This window comes from Pseudomonas sp. SK2 (genome assembly GCF_016772395.1).
GTDB classification, from domain to species: domain Bacteria; phylum Pseudomonadota; class Gammaproteobacteria; order Pseudomonadales; family Pseudomonadaceae; genus Aquipseudomonas; species Aquipseudomonas taiwanensis.
In genome coordinates, this window is sequence record NZ_CP061944.1 from 4796403 (window position 1) to 4818336 (window position 21934).

At 63.2% G+C, this 21934-nt stretch carries 25 protein-coding genes and 1 riboswitch; of the genes, 8 read left to right on the forward strand and 17 right to left on the reverse strand.

All coding sequences use genetic code 11. The annotated features are described in order from the left end of the window. Positions 1–18: 18 nt before the first annotated feature. A complete protein-coding gene (gene lhgD, locus IF103_RS21600) occupies positions 19–1269 on the reverse strand; it encodes an L-2-hydroxyglutarate dehydrogenase (RefSeq protein WP_041925759.1) in 1251 nt (416 codons plus the stop codon). A 101-nt stretch (positions 1270–1370) separates the two neighbouring features. After that, on the reverse strand, positions 1371–2348 hold the full coding sequence (glaH, locus tag IF103_RS21605; RefSeq protein ID WP_027907548.1) for a glutarate dioxygenase GlaH: 978 nt from the start codon (positions 2346–2348) through the stop codon (positions 1371–1373). 182 nt (positions 2349–2530) lie between these two features. Between glaH and csiR the strand changes: the two genes are divergently transcribed. After that, entirely contained in the window at positions 2531–3214 is a 684-nt protein-coding gene (csiR, locus tag IF103_RS21610; RefSeq protein WP_104881194.1) for a DNA-binding transcriptional regulator CsiR, read from the forward strand. A gap of 83 nt (positions 3215–3297) precedes the next feature. Here csiR and IF103_RS21615 read toward each other — a convergent pair whose 3' ends face one another. Beyond that, on the reverse strand, positions 3298–4503 hold the full coding sequence (locus IF103_RS21615; protein WP_104883244.1) for an RtcB family protein: 1206 nt from the start codon (positions 4501–4503) through the stop codon (positions 3298–3300). A 93-nt stretch (positions 4504–4596) separates the two neighbouring features. Beyond that, positions 4597–4738: riboswitch (FMN riboswitch) on the forward strand. 80 nt (positions 4739–4818) lie between these two features. On the opposite strand from IF103_RS21615, the gene ribB reads away from it, so the two are divergent. The 4 genes from ribB to dxs all read left to right on the forward strand — a co-directional run bounded on the left by ribB (position 4819) and on the right by dxs (position 8925). Continuing rightward, positions 4819–5469, forward strand: coding sequence for a 3,4-dihydroxy-2-butanone-4-phosphate synthase (ribB, locus tag IF103_RS21620; protein WP_104883243.1), 651 nt, complete (start codon positions 4819–4821; stop codon positions 5467–5469). 265 nt (positions 5470–5734) lie between these two features. Beyond that, positions 5735–5977, forward strand: coding sequence for an exodeoxyribonuclease VII small subunit (locus IF103_RS21625; RefSeq protein ID WP_011531978.1), 243 nt, complete (start codon positions 5735–5737; stop codon positions 5975–5977). Continuing rightward, the gene (gene ispA / locus IF103_RS21630) at positions 5974–6861 is read left to right on the forward strand and encodes a (2E,6E)-farnesyl diphosphate synthase (protein ID WP_023382581.1); all 888 of its coding nucleotides are present in this window, start codon (positions 5974–5976) and stop codon (positions 6859–6861) included. Before IF103_RS21625 ends, ispA begins: the two co-directional genes overlap by 4 nt. Before the next feature lie 168 nt (positions 6862–7029). Next, positions 7030–8925, forward strand: coding sequence for a 1-deoxy-D-xylulose-5-phosphate synthase (gene dxs, locus IF103_RS21635; protein WP_023382582.1), 1896 nt, complete (start codon positions 7030–7032; stop codon positions 8923–8925). 25 nt (positions 8926–8950) lie between these two features. Here the strand turns inward: dxs and IF103_RS21640 are convergent, their stop codons facing one another. The 12 genes from IF103_RS21640 to nrdR all read right to left on the reverse strand — a co-directional run bounded on the left by IF103_RS21640 (position 8951) and on the right by nrdR (position 17668). Further along, complete coding sequence (locus IF103_RS21640) at positions 8951–9757, reverse strand: cobalamin-binding protein (protein ID WP_202675665.1); 807 nt, start codon at positions 9755–9757, stop codon at positions 8951–8953. Then, positions 9757–10176 (reverse strand): hypothetical protein, encoded by a 420-nt coding sequence (locus IF103_RS21645; RefSeq protein WP_027907544.1) that lies wholly within the window; start codon positions 10174–10176, stop codon positions 9757–9759. Before IF103_RS21645 ends, IF103_RS21640 begins: the two co-directional genes overlap by 1 nt. Further along, positions 10173–10790 carry a GTP cyclohydrolase II gene (gene ribA / locus IF103_RS21650; RefSeq protein WP_023382585.1) on the reverse strand — a complete coding sequence of 206 codons (618 nt, stop codon included), beginning with the start codon at positions 10788–10790 and terminating at the stop codon, positions 10173–10175. The genes IF103_RS21645 and ribA overlap by 4 nt, the downstream gene beginning before the upstream one ends. A gap of 152 nt (positions 10791–10942) precedes the next feature. After that, positions 10943–11692, reverse strand: coding sequence for a substrate-binding periplasmic protein (locus IF103_RS21655; protein ID WP_023382586.1), 750 nt, complete (start codon positions 11690–11692; stop codon positions 10943–10945). Between the two features lie 14 nt (positions 11693–11706). Further along, entirely contained in the window at positions 11707–12210 is a 504-nt protein-coding gene (locus IF103_RS21660; RefSeq protein WP_023382587.1) for a phosphatidylglycerophosphatase A family protein, read from the reverse strand. Continuing rightward, entirely contained in the window at positions 12207–13169 is a 963-nt protein-coding gene (gene thiL, locus IF103_RS21665; RefSeq protein ID WP_023382588.1) for a thiamine-phosphate kinase, read from the reverse strand. Before thiL ends, IF103_RS21660 begins: the two co-directional genes overlap by 4 nt. A gap of 18 nt (positions 13170–13187) precedes the next feature. Further along, positions 13188–13688, reverse strand: coding sequence for a transcription antitermination factor NusB (gene nusB / locus IF103_RS21670; RefSeq protein ID WP_023382589.1), 501 nt, complete (start codon positions 13686–13688; stop codon positions 13188–13190). Continuing rightward, positions 13685–14161: a 6,7-dimethyl-8-ribityllumazine synthase gene (gene ribH / locus IF103_RS21675; protein WP_008092356.1), complete on the reverse strand. Its 477-nt coding sequence runs from the start codon at positions 14159–14161 to the stop codon at positions 13685–13687. The genes nusB and ribH overlap by 4 nt, the downstream gene beginning before the upstream one ends. A 91-nt stretch (positions 14162–14252) precedes the next feature. Continuing rightward, complete coding sequence (gene ribBA, locus IF103_RS21680; RefSeq protein ID WP_023382590.1) at positions 14253–15344, reverse strand: bifunctional 3,4-dihydroxy-2-butanone-4-phosphate synthase/GTP cyclohydrolase II; 1092 nt, start codon at positions 15342–15344, stop codon at positions 14253–14255. Positions 15345–15362: 18 nt separating this feature from the next. Next, entirely contained in the window at positions 15363–16028 is a 666-nt protein-coding gene (locus IF103_RS21685) for a riboflavin synthase (protein ID WP_003255399.1), read from the reverse strand. A 42-nt stretch (positions 16029–16070) separates the two neighbouring features. After that, positions 16071–17201, reverse strand: coding sequence for a bifunctional diaminohydroxyphosphoribosylaminopyrimidine deaminase/5-amino-6-(5-phosphoribosylamino)uracil reductase RibD (ribD, locus tag IF103_RS21690; protein ID WP_202675666.1), 1131 nt, complete (start codon positions 17199–17201; stop codon positions 16071–16073). A 2-nt stretch (positions 17202–17203) separates the two neighbouring features. Beyond that, a complete protein-coding gene (gene nrdR, locus IF103_RS21695; protein WP_008092351.1) occupies positions 17204–17668 on the reverse strand; it encodes a transcriptional regulator NrdR in 465 nt (154 codons plus the stop codon). Between the two features lie 105 nt (positions 17669–17773). Between nrdR and IF103_RS21700 the strand changes: the two genes are divergently transcribed. The 3 genes from IF103_RS21700 to trxA are packed head-to-tail and all read left to right on the forward strand — an operon-like array spanning position 17774 to position 19790. Then, positions 17774–18226, forward strand: a complete 453-nt coding sequence (locus IF103_RS21700) for a YbaY family lipoprotein (RefSeq protein ID WP_023382592.1) — start codon at positions 17774–17776, stop codon at positions 18224–18226. Continuing rightward, positions 18227–18886 (forward strand): class I SAM-dependent methyltransferase, encoded by a 660-nt coding sequence (locus IF103_RS21705; RefSeq protein WP_027907541.1) that lies wholly within the window; start codon positions 18227–18229, stop codon positions 18884–18886. A gap of 31 nt (positions 18887–18917) precedes the next feature. Then, complete coding sequence (gene trxA / locus IF103_RS21710) at positions 18918–19790, forward strand: thioredoxin (protein ID WP_023382594.1); 873 nt, start codon at positions 18918–18920, stop codon at positions 19788–19790. Positions 19791–19856: 66 nt separating this feature from the next. Here the strand turns inward: trxA and IF103_RS21715 are convergent, their stop codons facing one another. Both IF103_RS21715 and IF103_RS21720 read right to left on the reverse strand, forming a co-directional pair. Further along, on the reverse strand, positions 19857–21401 hold the full coding sequence (locus tag IF103_RS21715) for a hypothetical protein (RefSeq protein WP_023382595.1): 1545 nt from the start codon (positions 21399–21401) through the stop codon (positions 19857–19859). Between the two features lie 96 nt (positions 21402–21497). Next, the gene (locus tag IF103_RS21720) at positions 21498–21860 is read right to left on the reverse strand and encodes a hypothetical protein (RefSeq protein ID WP_023382596.1); all 363 of its coding nucleotides are present in this window, start codon (positions 21858–21860) and stop codon (positions 21498–21500) included. Positions 21861–21934 lie beyond the last annotated feature (74 nt).

The window sequence follows — 21934 nt, forward strand, 5'->3', positions numbered from 1 at the left end:
GATGGCGGTGGCGGCACTTCAGCCGGCGGCCCGCTGCGGGTTATCGGGGATACGGGCCGTCAGCCGGGTGCCGGTGGCAGCGAGCTGTTCGCGTACCTTGTCGACGATGTGCGCGCCAATCGGGATCGCCGACGTGGCCGCTGGCGACGGGGCGTTGCACACGTTCACGCTGCGTCGGGTGTTGACGAACAGGAAGTCATCGATGAGCTTGCCGTCGCGGGATACCGCCTGGGCGCGGACACCCGCCGGATAGTCGGTCAGGTCGGCCTTGGTGATGCTTGGGCAGTACTTCTGCACCTGCTTGAGGTAGCCGCCCTTGAACAGCGAGTTCTTCAGCTCGATCAGCCCCGGACGCAGGTTCTTCGCCAGCACCTTGAGAATGCCTGGCGTGGTGAGCGTCTCGAACAGGTCGGGCAGCGAGATATCGGACTTGCGATAGCCCTCGCGCTTGGTGGCCAGCACCGCGTTGGGGCCGACGGTGACGGTGCCGTCGATCATCCGGGTCAGATGGACGCCGAGAAATGGCATCGACGGGTCCGGGATCGGGTAGATCAGGTGGTTGACGATCTGGTTGTGCTGCTTGGGCAGCAGGTAGTACTCGCCACGGAACGGGCAGATGATGAAGCTGGGTTCGATGCCCAGCATGCGCACCACACGGTCGGCCATCAGCCCGGAACAGGTAATGAGGAAGCGCCCACGGAACTCGTCGGCCCCCGCACGTACCACGACCTGGTCGGCATGTTCCTGGAGGCCCTGTACCTGCGCGCTGTAGCGGATCTCGCCGCCTGCCGCCTGGAACTCGCGGGCCATCGCGGCAGTGACTTCGGCATAGCTGACGATGCCGCTGGAGGGCACGAAGATACCGCCGATGCCGACGATATTCGGTTCACGTTCACGCAGTTCGGCCGCCGACAGCCACGAGCGTTCCAGGCCATTGGCAGCGGTACGCTCCCACAATGCCTTCATGCGCTCCATTTCCAGGGCATTGGTGGCCACCAGCAACTTGCCGCACTCGTCGTAGCGGATGGCGTGCTTGTCGCAGAAGGCCTTGGTGGCTTTGTTGCCCTCCAGGCAGAAACGTGCCTTGAGGCTGCCGGGGGTGTAGTACACACCGGCATGGATCACGCCACTGTTATGGCCAGTCTGGTGACGGGCAGGCCCGGACTCTTTCTCCAGCAGGAGCATCTTGGCGTCCGGGTAGAGCTGAATCAGCTGCATGGCTGTGGACATGCCCACGATACCGCCGCCGATGATGATGAAATCGTACACAGCCATTACCTCTTTACCGGTGGCGCGCGGCGCCAGCCGGTGGTTTTGTTTCGGGCACGACGAAGGGCCGCCCCCTGGGCAGCCCTGCAGCGTTGGAAGGGTTACTGGCCGCGCTGGTACAGCGGCTTTTCGTAGCTGATGTAGCCTCGCTGGCGCATCAGCTCACGGCGCAGGCCGTCATGCGGCGTGAAGCGGTCGCGGCCGTGCAGCCAGAACAGGTTGTTGATCAGCAGGAAGCTGCCGACCGGCACTGGCACCGACAGCTTGCGCTCGCTGCCTTCCAGCGACTCGGAAAGCGCATTCAGCCAGATGCCTTCCTCGAAGTTTTCGGGCTGCACGAACTGGTCGATGTAGCGCATGGTCGGGCGGCCCACGGCGTCGGTGTCGAACACGGCGTGGAACACGTCCTCGCTGACCTTCTTGCTGGGCGGCGCGGTCCAGCGCATTTCGCGGCGAGCCATCGGGTGACGGAAGAACGACTCGCACTGCTCCCAATCATCCAGGTGCAGCAGCAGCGAGTTGCCGCCTTCCATGTTCTTTTCATCGATCTTGAGCATCAGCACGTAATCGGTGATCTGGTTCACGAAGGTGCCGTCGTTGTGCAATTCCATCACCCGGTGCGGCTGGCGCAGGTAGCTGTCGGAGTTGTCCGTGTTGACCACCACGAAGCGGGCATAGAACTGACCGCTCATGGCGTCGTAGTTGGAACGACCCACCAGGTGCGCGCAGGCGGTGGTGAACTTGACCATGTCCTCGGCCTGGCTCACATCGTCCAGCCCCTGCGGTGTGATCAGCATGCCACCGGTGGCACGGTCGAGCAGGCCGTTCAGCAAGACCGGGCGCAGGGTGCCTTCGCACAGCTCATCGAGAATCTGGCCAACGCGAAAACGCAGGAAGGACTTGTACTCCAGCGCCTGCACGGGCCATTCGGCCACGGCCTTGACGAACGCTTCCACCGTTTCGCGGGCAAACACCACTTCCAGCAGGCGTGGCGACTGTTCGGACGGTTTGACGGAGAAGCCCCGGGTTTCCAGAGGCATCGGCAGCACGGGTTCCTCGATCTTGGTGAAGGCGTTCATGGCGGTTTCCTGGCAGAGAGGTTCGAAGGCAGTGCCCGGATCAGGTGGGCACGGCAAAAATATCGCCACAAAAGCAAAATGTCTACATTTTTATAAAACGATAACAAAACGCTCGTTTGTCCATTGTTTCTATCTGAAAAGACGTTTCGGTATGATTTGCAAAACGTTTTGAGGACAGCACCTTGGAAGCACACGCCCCACGGCAGAACTCGGCCTTCAGTGGGTATGAGTGGCTCAAGCAAGACATCATCCGCGGCCTGTTCAAACCGGGCGAAAAGCTGCTGATGAGCACGCTCAAGGAGCGCTACGACCTGGGCGTCGGCCCACTGCGCGAGGCCCTGTCGCAATTGGTGGCGGAAAAGCTGGTGGTTGCCATCAGCCAGAAGGGCTACCGGGTGGCGCCGATGTCGCTGGACGAGATGGAAGATATCTACGATGCCCGCGCCAACCTCGAAGCCATGATCGTTGGGCTGGCCATCGAGCGTGGCGATGACGCCTGGGAGGCTTCGGTGCTGGCGCAGTCGCATACCCTGGCCAAGGTCATGGAAGTGAAGACCCGTGAACAGCGTCTGGACGTCTGGGACCAGCGCCACAAGGCGTTCCATACCGCCATCGCGTCAGGCTGTGGCTCGAAGCACCTGCTGCAGGCGCGCACCTACCTGTTCGACCAGGCCGAACGTTACCGTCATCTGTGGCTGACCCATACGGTGTTTTCCGAGGAGGCTCTGGAAACCAAGCGCCAGGAGCACGCGGCACTGGTCGAGGCGATTCTCGCCCGTGATGCCGCCCGTGCCAGCACGATGATGCATGCGCACTTGATGACCCCGGTGCCAATCATCGCCCAGATCATGCGCGAGCAAGGCTGAGGAAGAAGCGACGCCCGGGCATCGCCCCTAGACGCCGCGTCGGTCCGCAGCGTGGCCTGAAGCTGCGTTTGGGGCCGGTGTCGTCACCCTTTCACGCACACCACCTGACGCAAAGTGTGCACCACCTCCACCAGCTCCCGCTGGGCCAGCATCACCGCGTCGATGTCCTTGTAGGCCATGGGGATCTCATCGATCACCTCCTTGTCCTTGCGGCACTCCACATGCGCGGTCGCTCGCCGCTGGTCTTCGACGCTGAAACGACGCTTGGCCTGGGTGCGGCTCATGACCCGCCCAGCACCGTGGCTACAGGAACAGAACGACTCCTCATTGCCCAGGCCACGTACGATGAAACTCTTGGCGCCCATCGAGCCGGGGATGATGCCCAACTGCCCCTTCTGCGCCGAAACCGCCCCCTTGCGCGTCACCAGCACCTCGCGGCCGAAATGGTGTTCGCGCTGCACATAGTTGTGGTGACAGTTGACGGCTTCCAGGCGGGCCTCGAAGGGCCGCCCCAATACCTGCCGTGCGGCGGCGACCACTGCGTGCATCATCAATTCGCGATTGCGCCGGGCGTAGTCCTGGGCCCACTCGACCGCCTCGACGTAATCGGCAAAATGCCGGCTCCCCTCCTCGAAGTAGGCCAGGTCCTTGTCCGGCAGATTGGCCAGGTGCTGACGCATGTCGGCCTGGGCCAGTTCGATGAACAGGTTGCCGATGGCATTACCGACGCCGCGTGAACCGCTGTGCAGCATGAACCAGACCTGGTCGGCCTCGTCCAGGCACACCTCGATGAAATGATTGCCGCCGCCCAGCGTCCCCAGGTGATGGCGGTTGTTGGTCTTCTCCAGGCGAGGGTACTTGTCGGTGATCGCCTTGAAGCGACCTGCCAACCCACGCCACTGCTGGTCCGCAGAAGTGGGAACATCATCCCAGGCGCCTTGGTCGCGACGACCGAAGGTCTTGCCGTGGGGCACCGCTTTCTCGATGGCGCTGCGCAGACCGTGCAGGTTGTCCGGCAGGTCCCGGGCGTGCAGCGAGGTACGGGCAGCGATCATGCCGCAGCCGATATCCACACCTACCGCAGCCGGGATGATCGCACCGACGGTTGGAATCACACTGCCAATGGTCGAGCCTTTGCCCAGGTGCACATCGGGCATCACCGCCAGATGCTTGAAAATGAACGGCATCTTCGCCGTGTTCAGCAATTGCTGGCGGGCTTCGTCTTCGACCGGCACGCCGTCGGTCCACACCTTGATCGGCTTGCCGCCAGCGACTTGGAGAATGTCCATGATGTCGTTTTCCAAAAGACCCTGGCCGCATGATACCGCCGAAGGTCGTAGCCTGCCGGGTTGCCAGCGGGGTGGCACGGTGCTGTATGCTTGGGCGGTCTTCAGGGCGGGGTGAAAGTCCCCACCGGCGGTAAATCGAAAGATGAGCCCGCGAGCGCCCCGGCCATGCCGGGGGTCAGCAGATCTGGTGCGACTCCAGAGCCGACGGTCATAGTCCGGATGAAAGAAGGCGTCAGGCAGGGGCCGTTCGGGCGCCCCCGTGCATGCGTTTTGTTCGCCCCGAGACGTTCATCGATCATTCACGAGGAGCGTTTCATGTCCCCTATGCTGCAACAGCAATTCCCCAACGTATCCGCCGCCATCGCTGCCTTCCAGGCCGGTCGCCCCGTTTTGCTGCTTGACGATGACGACCGCGAGGACGAAGCCGACATCGTCGCCGCTGCCGAGAACCTGTCGTTACAGACCATGGCCATGATGATTCGCGACTGCAGCGGCATCGTCTGCCTGTGCCTGGACGAAACTACCGTCGACGCCCTGCAGCTGGCACCGATGGTGCAGAACAACCAGGCACGCCACGGTACCGGTTTCACCGTCAGCATCGAAGCCGCCGAAGGCGTGAGCACCGGGGTTTCGGCCCAGGACCGCATCACCACCATCGAAGCGTGCTTGCGCTCGAGCGCCGAACAGCGCCACATCGTCAGCCCCGGCCATGTGTTCCCGCTGCGCGCACGCAATGGCGGGGTGCTGACCCGCCGTGGGCACACCGAAGGCTCGGTGGACCTTGCGCGTCTGGCCGGGTTGCGCCCGGCAGCAGTGCTGTGCGAGCTGATGAACCCTGATGGCAGCATGGCCAGGGGCGAACAGGTGGCGGTGTATGCGCGGCAATACAATCTACCCGTGCTGACTATTGAAGAGCTGGCGCGGTACCGCGAGGCGATGCTGGTGCGGGAAGCGGAAATGGTGTGATTGCCTGCAGGCGCTCGCCTTGAGCGCAGTGGCGCAGCGGATCGCGAGCTAGGCTCGCTCCTACCGGTTGGGTTACCCCCTCCCTGGGCTGAATCAACCGTAGGGGCGAGCCTTGCTCGCGATGCGCCGCGCACGCGGCGCTCGATTTCACAGACACCACAGAAATCATGCCTACCCCAAAGAACCTGGCCCGCCACACAAGTTTGCTCCCCCCGCCCTGCTCTGCTAGTGTCGCGCCGTTCTGAACACCACCGAGACAGTCGCCATGGCCCGCAAAAAAGCCTCCATCGATTTCGAACAATCCCTCGCAGACCTGCAAGCGCTGGTCGAGCGCCTGGAGAACGGCGAATTGTCGCTGGAAGAGTCGCTGGCCGCCTTTGAACAAGGCATTGCCCTGACCCGTGATTGCCAGGGGGCGCTGGCCCAGGCCGAGCAGAAAGTACAGATCCTCCTGGAGCGGGACGGCGAGCTGGCCGCCCAGCCCTTCGATGCGGAGCCAGAAGCATGATCAGCGCTTACCAGGCCAGCAGCCAGGCCCGTGTCGACGCCGCGCTCGAACCCCTGTTCGAGGCCCCGTCCAAAGAGCTCGAACGCCTCTACGCAGCCATGCGCTATAGCGTCATGAACGGCGGCAAGCGGGTACGCCCACTGCTCGCCTATGCTGCCTGCGAAGCCCTGGGTGCCCCGGCCGAACAAGCCAATGGCGCGGCCTGTGCGGTGGAACTGATCCATGCCTATTCGCTGGTGCACGATGACCTGCCGGCGATGGACGACGATGACCTGCGCCGTGGCCAGCCAACTACCCACAAGGCCTTCGACGAAGCCTGCGCCATCCTTGCGGGCGACGGCCTGCAGAGCCTGGCCTTCAGCGCTCTGCTCGACCCGCGTCTGAGCCCCCAGCCAGACAGCATCCGCCTGGCGATGGTGCAAACCCTGGCCAAGGCAGCCGGGCCGGCTGGCATGGTCGGCGGCCAGGCCATCGACCTGGGGTCGGTGGGCCTGAAGCTTGACCAACAGGCGCTCGAATTCATGCACCGGCACAAGACCGGCGCGTTGATCGAAGCCAGCGTACACCTAGGCGCCCTGGCCAGCGCCCGCGCCGAGCAAGCACAGCTCGATGCCTTGAAAACCTATGCACGAGCCATCGGCCTGGCATTCCAGGTGCAGGACGACATCCTCGACGTGGAAAGCGATACCGCCACCCTCGGCAAACGCCAGGGCGCCGACATAGCCCGTGACAAACCGACCTATCCGGCCTTGCTCGGCCTGGACGCGGCCAAGGCCTACGCGCTGGAGCTGCGTGACCAGGCGCTGGCCGCGCTCGATGGTTTTGGCGAGAACGCCGAGCCACTCCGGGCGCTGGCACGCTATATCGTCGAGCGCCGCCATTGATCGGGGCCGCTTCGCGGTCCATCACCGGCACGTTTCACCGCAGCATTCGTAGGCGCCGGCTTGCCGGCGATGGGCTGTAAAGCAGCCCGAAGCGACCCCGACCCAATGGGCAGCTTTTCCCACAATGGGGTAAACTGCCGCGTCTTCACACCTATAACGACTCGCCTGATGCCCACGACGTTTCAAGAGATCCCCCGCGAACGCCCGGTCACGCCGTTGCTCGACCGCGCTGACACGCCTGCTGGCCTGCGCCGGTTGGCCGAAGCCGACCTGGAGACCCTGGCCGACGAGTTGCGCCAGGAGCTTCTGTACACCGTTGGTCAGACCGGTGGGCATTTTGGCGCCGGTCTGGGCGTCATCGAACTGACGATTGCCCTGCACTACGTCTTCGATACCCCGGATGACCGCCTGGTGTGGGACGTCGGCCACCAGGCCTACCCGCACAAGATTCTCACCGGCCGTCGCAACCGCATGCTGACGCTGCGCCAGAAAGATGGCATCGCCGCCTTCCCGCGCCGCAGCGAGAGCGAATACGACACCTTCGGCGTCGGCCACTCCAGCACCTCGATCAGCGCCGCCCTAGGCATGGCCATTGCCGCACGCCTGCAGAACGACCCACGCAAGTCGATCGCGGTGATCGGCGACGGCGCACTGACTGCCGGCATGGCCTTCGAAGCGTTGAACCACGCCCAGGAAGTCGACGCCGACATGCTGGTGATCCTCAACGACAACGACATGTCGATCTCGCGCAATGTCGGCGGCCTGTCCAACTACCTGGCCAAGATCCTCTCCAGCCGCACCTATTCGAGCATGCGCGAAGGCAGCAAGAAGGTGCTGTCGCGCCTCCCAGGCGCCTGGGAAATCGCCCGCCGCACCGAGGAATACGCCAAGGGCATGCTTGCCCCCGGCACCCTCTTCGAGGAATTGGGCTGGAACTACATCGGCCCGATCGACGGCCATGACCTGCCGACCATGATCGCCACCCTGCGCAACATGCGCGACCTCAAGGGTCCACAGTTCCTGCACGTGGTGACCAAGAAAGGCAAAGGCTTCGCCCCTGCCGAAGCCGACCCGATCGGCTACCACGCCATCACCAAGCTGGAACCGGCCGACAAGCCGGCCGCACCGAAGAAAGCCAGCGGCCCGAAATACTCCGCGGTGTTCGGCCAGTGGCTGTGCGACATGGCCGCCGCCGACAATCGCCTGGTAGGCATCACCCCAGCGATGAAGGAAGGCTCGGACCTGGTCGCCTTCAGCGAACGCTACCCGGAGCGCTACTTCGACGTAGCCATCGCCGAGCAGCATGCCGTCACCCTGGCGGCGGGCATGGCCTGCGAAGGCGCCAAACCGGTCGTTGCCATCTACTCGACCTTCCTGCAGCGCGCCTACGACCAGTTGATTCACGATGTCGCCGTGCAGAACCTCGACGTACTGTTCGCCATCGACCGCGCCGGCCTGGTCGGCGAAGACGGCCCCACCCACGCAGGCAGCTACGACCTTTCGTACCTGCGCTGCATCCCCGGCATCGTGGTGATGACCCCAAGCGACGAGAACGAGCTGCGCAAGATGCTCAGCACAGGCCATCACTACAACGGCCCGGCTGCCGTGCGCTACCCGCGTGGCACAGGACCGAACGCACCGATCAGCGGCGATCTCGAGCCCCTGGAAATTGGTAAGGGCGTGGTTCGCCGCCAGGGCGAGAACGTCGCACTGCTGGTATTCGGCGTGCAGTTGGCCGAAGCCCTGCAAGTGGCCGAGCAGATCAACGCGACTGTGGTCGACATGCGCTTCGTCAAACCCCTGGACGAAGCCTTGGTCCGCACGCTGGCTGACAGCCATGAACTGCTGGTGACCATTGAGGAAAACGCCATCATGGGCGGGGCCGGTGCTGCCGTGGGCGAGTTCCTCGCTCGCGAGGGCGTGGTGAAGCCGCTGCTGCACCTTGGCCTGCCCGACCTCTATGTCGAGCACGCCAAGCCCGCCCAAATGCTGGCCGAGTGCGGCTTGGATGCTGCCGGCATCGCAGCGTCGGTCAAAGCGCGGATGAACAAGCTCGGCCTGTAAAGCGCGTCGCTCCGAGCGCCAGGTTTCAATCTGGCGCTCGGGCCTCCAGCAGTGCACACAGACGCTTGGTGGCGTCGATCATCTGCCCGCTGGGCCGCTCCAGGCCCTTGTCCGGCACTACCAGCAAGCGCTTCCCCGCCACGGCACGCAGTCGCGGCCAGGCTTTCCAACGGGCCAATTGTGCCCAATCGCCGGCCAGAATCACCTGAGGATCACGTTGAAGCACCGCTTCCACGCTTATCTGCGGAGCAGGCAGGTTAATATCGTCGAACACGTTCCGGGCCCCGCATACGGCCAATGCGTCACTGATGATCTGCGTTGCACCCACTGTATAGAGCGGCGTGTCCCACACCTGGTAGAACACGCTTACCGGTTGCTCGCGCCGGTAGCGCTGGCGCAACTGCTGTAAACGATCACGAAGCAGCGCCCCATATCGCAGCCCTTGCTCGCCACGGCCAATACGTTCGGCTATCGCCTCGATCTGCTCGATAAGCTGGTCAAGGCTGTGGGGTTCGGCACTGAAGGTCTCGATGCCCAATCGCTTGAGCTGGGCTTGTTGGGCTGGCGACACGCCTGAGGGCCATACCAGCACCAGGTCGGGCCTGAGGCTGAGCAAACGCTCCATGTCCAGTTGCCCCTGGCGCCCCACCGAGGGCAAGGCACGTAGACCCGCTGGCCGCTCGCCGCCATCCAGTACGCCAACCAGCAGGTCATCGGCCTGCAGTTCGAGCATGATGTCGGTCATCGAGGGTGCCAGGCTGATCACCCGCAGCGGTTCCTGCGCCCGGGCACTGCACGCCAGCAGTACCAACAGGCAGAGGAAAATGCGCATCAGCCCAACTGACGCGGAATACGGTAGAGGTAAAGCAGCACCACGGTCGACAGCGCCAGGAGCACCTGCGGCACGGCTTCCAGGCCCACCAGTACCGACAGCGCCGCGACCCAGGCAGGAAAACAGGCGTACAGCATGGCCCACCGTCGCACACGGGCCAGCTCGATCCAGGCCGCAGGCTCTTCAGCCGTGCCCAGCGCCTTGGAAGTGGCGATCAGGGCGCGCTTGTAGGCGCCAAAGCGCGGTAGGCTCAGGAACATGGAAGCAGCACCGGCGATGAACAGCGGCATCGCCAGTACCGGGATCAACGCATCGCCGCCGCCGAAGGCCCAGGCCATGACCGGCAGCGGCACGAGGCCCACCGCCAGGTATTGCCACCAGGCCAACGCCAGACGCCGCTTCACCTCGCCACGTGTCACGCCTGAGGCACCTCACCCTGGTGCTTGTTGCCCATCATGTGGCCGAGTTTATCGGCCTTGGTCGCCAGGTAAAGACGGTTGTGCGGGTTGTGGCCGGTGTGCAGCGGCACGCGCTCGGCGACCTTGATGTTCATGTCGGTCAACGCCTTGACCTTGCGCGGGTTGTTGGTCATCAGACGCAGCGATTTCACGCCCAAGTGCTCAAGCATCGGCAGACAGATACCGTAGTCGCGCTGGTCGGCGGCGAAGCCCAGACGCTCGTTGGCCTCAACGGTATCGGCGCCGCCATCTTGCAGCTCATAGGCGCGGATCTTGTTGAGCAGGCCAATGCCACGGCCTTCCTGGCGCAGGTACAGCAGCACCCCGCGCCCCTCACGGGCGATAGCTTGAAGTGCGGCCTCCAGTTGCGAGCCGCAATCACAGCGCTGGCTGAACAGGGCATCACCGGTCAGGCACTCGGAGTGCAGGCGCCCCAGCACCGGCTCGCCATCGGCAATGTCACCCAGGCTGAGCACGACGTGCTCTCGGCCAGTGGCTTCATCGAGGAAGCCATGCATGGTGAAGATTGCAAAAGGAGTCGGGAGTTTCGAGGCGGCAACAAAGACGACGGGCACGTTGTGCTCCTGGATAAGTTTGAAATTTCACGTGAGCCGATTGTATCAGCAGGTTGGCGGCTGTGCGCTGGCTGAATATCGTGGCTTAAGATCGAAAAGTTCGATGCTTGAAATGCTCACGGGCGGGTCGCTCTCCAGTGGCGACAGCCGCGCTATTGCGGCTTGCTGTCCGGGGTGAATGGATACGGCTGCTTCCAGTGCTCGAAGATGGGCTTGAGTTCGCCACTTCGCACCAGCTCCGCCATTCGCCTGTCGAATACCCTGATCAGCGCCTTGGCCTCATCGCTGCGGCCAAAGGCCAGGTACAGCGGCAGTTCGGCCACATGGGTACGGCGGAAGCGCTCAGGCTGCGGCGCCTGCTCCAGCACATAGTCCACTTCGGTCAGGGCATCGATGTAGAAATCCACACGGTCGTGCTCGAGCATGGGCAAAATGCCTTCGCGCCGCTGGATCTCGCGGAATCTGCGCACATTTGGCAGGTAGTTGCCGTAGTCGTAGCCACGGACCCAGGCCAGGCGATACTGGCCGACGGTGTCCAGCGTCGGCGTGGGCTTGCTGGTCAAGCCAAGGGCATAGATATGGTCCATATCAAAATGCCAGCTCGGGTACAGGTTGTCGTCGTTCTCCTGCTTGTAGGAGCCGACCCAGGCGTCGGCTGCGCCGCGCTTGACCAGCCCAACCGCCCGGCTGTAGGGCGCACTTTGCACCTGGACCTTAATGCCGGCGGGCTCGAACACCTTGCGCAGTACATCCCATGCCACCCCGGTGCCGTCGGCATTGGTGTAGTCGAGCCACTGCTCGCTCACCAGCCGGATCTGCCTGGGCAATTGTTCGGCCACCGCGTTGCCCGCCCACGTGGCGAGAGTCAGCATCATTGCCAGCAGCATCGTCCTAATGGCCATTCGCGTACTCCCTGTCAGGCCACCACCCACACCAGAACCTGCATGCCCAGCCAGGCGAATACGCCAGCCAGGATATCGTCGAGCATGATCCCCACACCGCCGTGCACATGACGGTCGATCCAGCGGATCGGCCACGGCTTGAGGATGTCGAAGAAGCGGAACATCAAGAACCCCGCCAGCAGCCACTGCCATCCTTCAGGCACCAGCCACAGGGTGATCCACATGCCGACCATCTCATCCCAAACAATGCCCTCATGGTCATGCACACGCAAGTCATTGGCGACTTTGCCGCACAGCCAGAAGCCAAACAGCATGGTAATGCCCAGCAGCAGCCAGTAGCCCCAGTCCGGTAGCATTTGCCACAACGGAATGAACGGCAAGGCCACCAGCGAACCCCAGGTACCCGGTGCCTTGGGCAGCGTGCCGGAACCGAAGCCGAAGGCGATGAAGTGCCACGGGTTGCGCCAGACCGATGGCGGAACGAACTCCGCTGGCACCTGGTTGGGGTGGTCGGTCACGGTGTCTCCCTAAAATGTTGATAACCCCGCTGCACGGGGGTGATGTCTCGGCCCTGCGGATCACGCAGCGTCACGCCTTCGCCCTCGAGCACCCGGCCGATGACGTGCACCGCTACACGGCCCTGCAGGGATGAAAGCGCCTCGGGCGGCAAGGTGAACGCCAGCACATAGTCGTCGCCACCGGTGAGCGCCGCTCGCCGCGCTGCATCCTGGCCAAGGAAGGCCTGCAAAGCAGAAGACATGGGGACCTGCTCCAGGTTCACCTCGATCGCGACACCGGAGGCCTTGGCGATATGCCCGCAATCGGCGAGCAGGCCATCGGAAATGTCCAATGCCGCCGTCGCGTGCCCCCGCAGCAACTGCCCCAGTTCGAGCTGCGGCATCGGCGACCAGTAATGGCCCAGCAACGGCGCTGCCAGCTCGACCGGCGCCACACGCTCGCCCAGTACCAGCGGCAAGGCACCTGCAGCGTTACCCAACGCTGCGCCGACGCACAGCACATCACCCGGCCTTGCGCCACTGCGGCGCAGGGCCTGGCCAGCAGGCACACTACCAAACACGGTCACGGTGATGCTCAAGGGGCCTCGTGTGGTATCGCCGCCGATCAGGCTCATGCCGCAACGGTGGGCCATGCGGCTGAGGCCTTCGGCAAACGCCGCGAGCCAATCAGGGCCTACATCGGGCAAGGTCAGGGCAAGGGTGAAGCCGATCGGCTTTGCCCCCATGGCTGCCAGGTCGCTGGCTGCCACCGCCAGCGAACGCTGGCCGAGCAGGCAAGGATCGCAGACAGCGGGAAAATGCACCCCGGCGACCAGCGTGTCGGTGGACACCGCCATTTGCTCGCCTGGGAAAAGGCTAAGCAGTGCGCAGTCGTCGCCAATGCCCAACACCACACCTTCGCCGCCTTGCGCACAGGACGCAGCAGCGAAGAAGCGGTTGATCAGCTCGAACTCACCCATGGCCCGACAGCGCCAGGATCAGCGCTTGTTCGCCTTGACTTCTGCTTCACGCAGGATCGGAGCGAGCTTGTCCAGCACGCCGTTGACGAACTTGTGGCCGTCAGTGGCGCCAAAGACCTTGGCCAGTTCCACGCCTTCGTTGATCACCACGCGGTACGGTACGTCGACGCGCTTGATGAACTCCCAGGTGGACAGGCGCAGCACGGCCAGCTCGACCGGGTCGAGCTCTTCCAGTGCCAGGTCCAGGCAAGGTGCCAGGGCGTTGTCGATCTCGCCCTTGATCGCCGGAACCCCGTGCAGGATTTCGCGGAAGTAGGCGCCGTCGACATCGGAGAAATCGTTATCGACCCGGAACTGTGCCTCGATCTCGTTCAGCGAATGCTGAGCCATGTGCCACTGATACAGGGCCTGGGTCGCGAGCTTGCGGGCTTCGCGGCGCTTGGCGCTCTTCGATGGCTTGCCGGCATCCGCAGGTTTTGGATCGCGCGGGTTGAAACGATCGCTTTCGTCGCTAATCACTTGGCCTCCAACTGCGCCAGCAGGCTGACCATTTCCAGTGCGGACAGGGCAGCTTCAGCACCTTTGTTACCGGCCTTGGTGCCGGAACGCTCGATGGCTTGCTCGATGGAATCGACGGTCAGGACGCCGAAGGCGACCGGTACACCGAACTCCATGGACACCTGGGCCAGGCCCTTGGTGCATTCGCCCGCCACGTATTCGAAGTGCGGGGTACCGCCACGGATCACTGCGCCCAGGGCGATGATCGCGTCGTATTCCCCTTGCTGGGCAACTTTCTGAGCCACCAGCGGGATTTCGAACGCGCCCGGGGCACGGATGATGGTGATGTCGCTTTCGCTGACGCCATGGCGAACCAGGGCATCGACTGCACCGCTTACCAGGCTTTCGACGACGAAGCTGTTGAAGCGGCCAACCACCAAAGCATAGCGACCTTTGGGGGCGATGAAGGTACCTTCGATGGTCTTCAGGGTCATTCCGATGTTCTCATCTTCAAGAGCGAGGCCGCGCGCAGGCGGCCTCGGGAGGGTTTGGACTCGAGCAGAAGGGCGTCAATGCCGCTTCAAGTCACTCGGAGGGCACGTATTCTACAACTTCCAGATCGAATCCGGATATCGCATTGAACTTCATCGGCGAACTCATCAGGCGCATCTTGCGCACGCCCAGATCGCGCAGGATCTGCGAACCGGCACCCACGGTGCTGTAGGTGGTCGGCGCCTTGGCCGGCACATCGCCTGCACTTTCGCGGATGTGGGCCAGCAGCACATCGCCGTCCAGCGGGTGGCCCAGCAGCAGCACCACGCCACTGCCCGCCTCGGCCACCGCGGCCATGGCCGCACGCAGGCTCCAGCGGCCCGGCTGCTTGACCATCAGCAGGTCGCGCAGCGGATCCATGTTGTGGACCCGCACCAGGGTCGGCTCTTCGGCGCAGATCTTGCCCAGGGTCAGGGCCATGTGCACGTCACCTTCCACCGCGTCGCGGTAGGTGACCAGGTTGAACTGGCCCAGCTCGCTCTCGATTGGCTGCTCGGACACACGCTGCACGGTGCGTTCATGGATCATGCGGTAGTGGATCAGGTCGGCGATGGTGCCGATCTTCAGGCCGTGCTCGGCGGCGAACACTTCCAGCTCGGCGCGACGCGACATGGTGCCGTCGTCGTTCATCACTTCGCAGATCACACCGCTAGGCTCGAAACCGGCCATGCGCGCCAGGTCGCAGGCCGCTTCAGTGTGGCCAGCACGGGCCAGGGTGCCGCCCGGCTGGGCCATCAGCGGGAAGATGTGGCCAGGGCTGACGATGTCTTCGGCCTTGGCGTCCTTGGCGGCGGCAGCCTGCACGGTACGCGCGCGGTCGGCGGCGGAGATGCCGGTGGTGACACCTTCGGCGGCCTCGATCGACACGGTGAACTTGGTGCCGAAGCCCGAGCCGTTGCGCGGCGCCATCAGCGGCAGCTTGAGCGTTTCGCAGCGCTCGCGGGTCATCGGCATGCAGATCAGGCCACGGGCGTGCTTGGCCATGAAGTTGATGTGCTCGGGTTGGCAGCACTCGGCGGCCATGATGATGTCGCCTTCGTTCTCACGGTCTTCGTCGTCCATGAGGATGACCATTTTGCCCTGGCGGATGTCTTCTACCAGTTCTTCGATGCTGTTGAGCGCCACTCGGCACCCCCTTCTCAATCAGGATTTCAAGAAGCCGTTGGCGGCCAGGAAGCTTTCGGTAATGCCACTGCCCTTGCTCGGCTCGGCAGCCTTGTCACCCAGCAGCAGACGCTCCAGGTAACGGGCCAGCAGGTCGACCTCAAGGTTGACCCGACGACCTGCACGGTAGTCGGCCATGATGGTTTCGGACAGGGTGTGCGGGACGATGGTCAGCTCGAATTCGGCGCCATTGACCTCGTTGACCGTCAGGCTGGTGCCGTCGACGGTGATCGAACCCTTGTGGGCGATGTACTTGGCCAGCTCCTTCGGTGCACGCACGCGGAACTGGATAGCGCGGGCGTTATCGCTGCGCGAAATGATCTCGCCGACGCCGTCGACGTGGCCACTGACCAGGTGCCCGCCTAGGCGGGTGGTCGGGGTCAGGGCTTTCTCCAGGTTGACCTTGCTGCCGCTCTTGAGGTCGATGAACGCGGTGCGCTTGAGCGTCTCGACGCTGACGTCGGCCCAGAAACCGTCGCCCGGAAGCTCGACGGCGGTCAGGCACACGCCGTTGACGGCAATGCTGTCACCGAGCTTGACGTCACCCAGGTCGAGCTTGCCGGTCTCGACGTAGACGCGCACGTCGCCGCCTTTCGGGGTCAAGCTGCGGATGGTGCCGATGGATTCGATGATACCGGTGAACATGGGGTCTTCCTCAGGAACGGGTTGCGCAGGGCAAGCCCGGCATTATACGCCGGGCGGCGGCAAGGGGATGGCCGTGACCCGCCAGTCATCGCCCACAGCACGCATTTCAGTGATCTTCAGTCGTGGCGCCTCGCTCATTTTCGCCAATGGCCAGTCCAGCAGAGGGCGGGCCTGGGAGCCGAGGAAGGTACCGGCGACAAACAATTGGTACTCGTCGATCAGTCGTTGCCGGGCGAAGGCGCCAACCAGGCCGGCGCCCGCCTCCAGCAGGATCTCATTGACGCCGCGGGCAGCCAAGGTGCGCAGCAGTTCGGGCAGGTCGACCTGGCCATTCTCGCCTGGCAGGCACAGCAGCTCATGGCCGGCAGCGGCATAACGCGGGTCTTCAGCGACAGCGGTCACCACCAGCGCGGGGCCGGCCTGGAAGAATGGAGCGCTCAGCGGCAGGCGCAGGCGGCCATCGATGAGTACACGCAGGGGTGGCCGGCTCAGGGCCAGGGCGGTGGTTTCGGCATCCAGTCCCAGCTCGTCGCCGCGCACGGTCATGCGGGCATTGTCGGCCAGCACACTGGCGGCGCTGGTCAACACCACGCTGGAGCGGGCGCGCAGGCGCTGTACCGCCGAGCGGGCGGCCGGGCCAGTGATCCATTGGCTCTCGCCACTGGCCATGGCGGTGCGACCATCCAGGCTCATAGCCAGCTTGACCCTGACGAACGGGAGCCCATGTTCCATGCGCTTGAGAAAACCGGGGTTGAGCGCCCGCGCTTCGCCTTCAAGCACACCGCTGGCGACCTCGATACCCGCCTCGGCCAGACGGCGCAGGCCTTGTCCAGCCACTTGCGGGTTCGGGTCCTGCATGGCCGCCACCACCCGGGCGACGCCTGCCTTGACCAAGGCCTCGGCGCACGGCGGGGTGCGGCCATGGTGGCTGCAGGGTTCGAGGGTCACATAGGCACAGGCACCACGGGCACGTTCGCCAGCCTGGCGCAGGGCATGCACCTCGGCATGCGGTTCGCCGGCGCGCACATGCCAGCCCTCACCCACCACCTCGCCGTCACGCACGATGACGCAGCCCACCCGTGGGTTGGGGTGCGTGGTGTAGGCGCCCTTGCGGGCCAGTTCCAGGGCACGGGCCATGTAATGGGCGTCGAGGATCGCGGTCTGGCTGGGCATGCTTACTCTTTAGCTGGCTCGCGGGCCAGTCGGTCGATTTCTTCGCGGAATTCGTCGAGATCCTGGAACCGCCGGTAGACCGAGGCGAAACGGATGTAGGCGACTTCGTCGAGCTTGCGCAGCTCGGCCATCACCAACTCACCCACGACCAGTGACTTGACCTCACGCTCGCCGGTGGCGCGCAAACGGCTCTTGATGTGCGCCAGCGCAGCTTCCAGGCGCTCGACGCTGACCGGACGCTTTTCCAGCGCGCGCTGCATGCCGGCCCGCAGCTTCTCTTCATCGAAGGGCTGGCGCGTGCCATCCTGCTTGATCAGCCGAGGCAGCACGAGTTCGGCGGTTTCGAAGGTGGTGAAACGCTCGCCGCAAGCGACGCATTCGCGCCGGCGACGCACCTGTTCGCCCTCGGCGACCAGGCGCGAGTCGATGACCTTGGTGTCGTTGGCACCGCAAAAGGGACAGTGCATGGTGGCAGGCAACAAAAAAAGGGAGGGCCATGGTAGCGCATTGCACTGGCAAGACAAGCCAAAGGGGTTAACATCCATTCAATTCTGCCCGTGAAGGACGACCCCATGCATCTTCGAGCGCTCGCCGTGCTGTGCTGCGCCGCCCTGCTCGCCGCCTGCAGCAGCGAACGGCCCAAGACCGAACAGCCCCCCGCGCCCACACCGGCCAAGGTGACGAAAAAGGCCGAACCACTGGGTCCGTTGCCGGCCTACCAGCGTGAATTGAGCGGCACCTTGCTGGACATTCCTGCCGGCGCCGACGTCGAACTGGCCTTACTGGTGATCGACGAACGTGACCGTCCACAACAGTTGTTGGCCAGCAGCACCCTGACAGGCACCGGCCAGGCCCTGCCTTATCAACTGCGCTTCAACCCCGAAGTCTTTCCCACCGGCGCGCGGGTCGAGCTGCGCGGTCGAGCCAGTCAGTCCGGGCAACTGATCCTGCACCTGCCGCCGGTGCGCATCACCCAGGCGCAAACCCAGGCCACCGGCCCACTGCGTTTCAAGAAGGCGCCGTAGATGGCGCCGCAACACCTGCAACAGGCCCTGAGCGGCCTGATCGGCGAAGCGCGCCTGATCGTCAGCGAACTGCCGGGTTGCGAGCTCAAGCTCTGGCTGATCGACGAGCAGAACATGGACCGCGCCTTCAGCAGCGAGGAAACCCGGCGGATCCTCGAAGACCCGCCCTATTGGAGCTTCTGCTGGGCCAGCGGCCTGGCCATGGCCCGCTACCTGGCCGAGCGGCCTGAGTGGGTGGCAGGCAAGCGCGTGCTGGACTTCGGCGCAGGTTCAGGCATTGCCGGGATCGCTGCCGCCCGTGCCGGCGCCCTGGAAGTGGTCGCCTGCGACCTCGACCCATTGGCACTGGACGCTTGCCGCGCCAATGCCGCACTCAATGGCGTCGAGCTGGGCTACAGCAGCGATTTCTTCGGCGAAGACGACCGCTTCGACCTGATTCTGGTCGCCGACGTGCTCTACGACCGCGCCAACTTGCCTCTGCTGGACGCCTTTCTGGGGCGGGGCCGACAGGCGCTGGTGGCCGACTCGCGCGTGCGCGACTTCAGCCACCCGCTGTATCGCCAGTTGGGCGTACTCGAAGCCCTGACACTGCCAGACCTGGCCGAGCCGCACGAATTCCGCAGGGTCAGCCTGTACCACGCCAGTCGCGAGCCTTTATAGTGAGCCCATTGACCGATTTGCGAGAGTTACGATGAGCCAGGAAACGCCGTATATCTTCGATGCCACCGATGCCACCTTCCAGCAACTGGTCATCGAAAATTCCTTCCACAAGCCGGTGCTGGTCGATTTCTGGGCTGAATGGTGCGCGCCCTGCAAGGCACTGATGCCGTTGCTGGCGAAGATCGCCGAGGGTTACCAGGGCGAGCTGCTGCTGGCCAAGATCAACTGCGATGTCGAACAGCAGATCGTTGCCCAGTTCGGCATCCGCAGTTTGCCGACCGTGGTGCTGTTCAAGGACGGCCAGCCGGTCGACGGCTTTGCCGGTGCCCAGCCAGAATCCGCGATCCGCGCCATGCTCGAACCGCACGTGCAAATGCCCGCCGCACCGACGGCTTCCCCGCTGGAACTGGCCAAGGCGCTGTTTGCCGAGAGCCGCTTCGCCGAAGCCGAAGCGCAGCTCAAGCAACTGCTGGGTGAAGACAACAGCAATGCCCAAGCGCTGATCCTCTATGCCCGCTGCCTGGCCGAGCGCGGCGAGTTGGGCGAAGCCGAAGTGGTGCTTGACGCGGTCAAGACCGACGAGCACAAGGCCGCACTGGCCGGCGCCAAGGCCCAGCTGACCTTCCTGCGCCAAGCGACCAGCCTGCCAGAAGTCGCCGAGCTCAAGAGCCGACTGGCGCAGAACCCGCAGGATGACGAAGCCGCCTACCAGCTGAGCATTCAGCAACTGGCACGTCAGCAGTACGAAGCCGCCCTGGACGGGCTGTTGAAGCTGTTCCAGCGCAACCGTGGTTACGAGAACGGGTTGCCGCAGAAGGCGATGCTTCAGGTGTTCGAGTTGCTGGGGAGTGACCATCCATTGGTTGGCGTTTATCGTCGCAAGTTGTCGGCGGCGATGTTCTGACCTGCACCGCACCCGAAAGGCAGGGGCAGATAGCGCAGCAGCTACCTGCCCTTCACTTTTTTGACATCAGCCACCATTGCGCATGGCCACGAATTCAGCGGCTGTCAGCATCGGCACGGGAATGATGATCACCGCGAACTGCATGTAGATCGGATCACGGTGAATTGCCTGTACCACGCTAAACCTGTTGATGACGCCAGGCGTGAAAATGCCGTCCGACACTTTCCCGTCCCCTGCCAGCACTTTCCAGTCGGTAAGTTCCGGCGCTACCACGGTTTCTCCGCCCCCCCACGGCTCATAACAGAACGTCATCTGCAGTTTGCCGCCGACAATGGCGAGCTTGAAGTAATGAGTCGGTTTGGCATTGAGCACGACAATGGTCGAGTAATAGGGAAGTAGCGTGAAGCCCGTTATAATTCGGACAATATCAACGGGATTTCTTTTCAACGAAGTATGCAACGCTGCATCCTTACGGGTGAGCGGACTTTCCCCGTAGATCACATCGCCATCGCCCTGCGGGACGTAAGTGCACGTGCGGCCGTCAGGAACAAGCTGCCCTATAGTTTCCGAAGCAAACTGCCAGACCGGTGTGCCAAGGTTGACTGTGTTTAGCACCAATCGCTGGCCGACACTCCCCGCAGGGACGATACGGACCAAAGGATTCACATGCGAAGAATAAGCGGCATTCTCTGTCGCGAATGCATCAGCACCCTTGACCTGCAAGTCAACCAATCTGGCTTCAGCAACCGTATTGCCCGGAGCCCCCCAAATCATCCCGGCAAACTTCACATATCCACGAGGGAATAGTATTTGGGCAAAGTGCTCGAAATCTAGCCCGTAGTAACCTGCCTCGGGAATGTTTCTGACATCCAGGTAGCACTGACCTAATAGACTCTCGTCCGTAACCGATACTTCGTCGCGCCCGGTGTTCCTACTGCCAGGAAATGACCCGTTGGCCTCATCAGAACTGGCGATATACATTACAAGCTGGCCTTCAACGCTTCGCAGATGGAAACGTAGATCCTGCATCAACCATCGCCCGTAGCTAACATCCGCGGTCTTGGGCAGCACAACATTTTTTTCACCCGCAGGAAGGTTGGCGAAACGAATCTTGAATGGCAGGCCCGCCTCTGTGTCGCGCCCTTGCCCTCCCAATAATCCGACAGAAAAGTCGGAACCCTCCGTCAGCGTAAAGACGGCGTTATCGTTGTATTTATAGGTCCCGACGCACTGGTCCAGCTTGAAGGTCTGAAACAGCGCCATGCGCTCATTCCGGCTGCCGGCAACGACCTCAAACAGCTCAGCCTGATTCGCCCCCGACGCTCTCTGAAACTCGTAGCTGGTGTAGGACACAAAACGCCTTGTCACATTGATCGAATCACCATTGCCGGTTGGAAACTCCAGCAGTGGACTGCCCAACACACAGCATATCCTCAGCCAGCCACTGGGGCGCTGATGGACAAAATCCAGGGCGTCATTGTTGGCACTGTCAGGCCGACTCTCGTAGTAGCGCAGCAGGAGGGCGTTTAGTTTTTCAACATTGAAAACAAAGTGCATGCGCCAACCGCGCAAGTCGTAATGTTGTCCCGCTTCGTCGATTCCGGTGTCCATGGCAGGCCCTCCTGTTCGAAGACCTACCCATTCGACACCTTCGGACACTCAACATAAACTGGTAATAATGTCAGTTGATATCAGACCGGATAGTGCTCAAAGCTGCTCGCTTGCATCTTCCTGCCAACAGTACAGTGGCGCATCTTCTCCCGCCAACACGCGTACCTGAGCAGAGTGCCTCAACCGCACCAGCAGCTTCTTGCCTGCTGCGGCACTGCCGGCCAACCCCGTGAGGCTCTCCAACAAATCAGGCCCGGACATCTGCCCAGCCTGGCGCAATACATCAAGCGCCACAGCCCACTGGCCGTCATCCTGACGCGGTGTCGACATTGTCGGCGCAGGCGAGGCTGTGCCCTGTACCTGCGCCTCGACCTGCCCCCCCAACTGCGCCCATTCTGCCGGATCCAACTCGATAGTCAGGTCCACCGGCCAGTCGCCGATCTGTCCGCGAATTCTCATGATGCATTCCTTGAACCCAAGTCAATGCCCCATGCTACCGCAACATGAAACCTGCGCCACGCAGGCTGGCGACT